Source organism: Streptococcus chosunensis, assembly GCF_003626515.1.
Taxonomy (GTDB): Bacteria; Bacillota; Bacilli; order Lactobacillales; family Streptococcaceae; genus Streptococcus; species Streptococcus chosunensis.
Genome location: NZ_RBCK01000007.1, coordinates 1 through 872, shown reverse-complemented (window position 1 = coordinate 872; position 872 = coordinate 1). Strand labels below are relative to the sequence as shown.

Here is an 872-nt window from a genome sequence, read left to right as displayed (position 1 = left end):
AGACAATGACTGCCAATCGTGAACTGAGCAAAGCCTTGATCAACATAATCTGCCTGTTTATCCAAAATACGCTCCAAGTCAGCACAGACTTGAGGAATACTTGAAACGATGATATCTAATTGATTTAAATTCATTAACTATCCTCCAGAAAAAGACCGGATTGCTCCGATCTGTTTAGTCAATCAAATATTAGAAAATGAATACTCCTTTTCAATGAATCGATTGATGGTAAATAAGCTGTTAGAAATTATTGACAGTATCGAAATTTTCTAGTAAAATGAATTTTGTTAATACCTAAATGGTGTGTAATTTTCTATCAACATAGTCAGGAGAAAAGGAACTTATGCTAAAAAAATTTAATGAATTGTCACTGAAAGATAAGGCTTATCTAATTGGCGGTTTGATCTTATTAGTCATTGTGATCTCCTTTGGTCTGCTCAATCGTCAAACAGTAACTGTCAGTCTTGTCTTTACACAACTATCTGCTCCCTTGATTTTGGTGATTTTTACTTGTCTAGTAATCGGGATCATTGTTGGTAGTGCTATTGGTTTTAGCTATCACCATGGCAAGACTCAAGAGCTGAAAAGCCGCATTGCTGAAGCAGAAACGACTATCCATAAAAAAGACAAGGAGCTTCTCCAGTACAAGGAACAGGTGCAACAATTAAAACAGGAAGCCAAACAATAAGTGTAGAAATCATAACCACCCGTCAGCGGGTGGTTTTTTGTCTCGCACCTAATGGAACGAGACGGACTGAAAATCGCATAACAGAAAAAAAACCGGATTGCTCCGATCTTTCAATAGTTCATATTCTCACATTCTGTTTTAAGAATAGTTAAGGTTATCTTCAAATGACTAAGCCCCTTATTTC

General features: G+C 36.2%; 1 protein-coding gene and 1 pseudogene. One reads left to right on the top strand and one right to left on the bottom strand.

Features of this window, described 5'->3' with window-relative positions:
• Window positions 1-134 (bottom strand): annotated as a pseudogene (locus D7D54_RS09260) (VOC family protein); the annotation flags it as partial.
• Between the two features lie 209 nt (window positions 135-343).
• Between D7D54_RS09260 and D7D54_RS09255 the strand changes: the two are divergent.
• Window positions 344-688 (top strand): LapA family protein, encoded by a 345-nt coding sequence (locus tag D7D54_RS09255; RefSeq protein WP_049503129.1) that lies wholly within the window; start codon window positions 344-346, stop codon window positions 686-688.
• Window positions 689-872 lie beyond the last annotated feature (184 nt).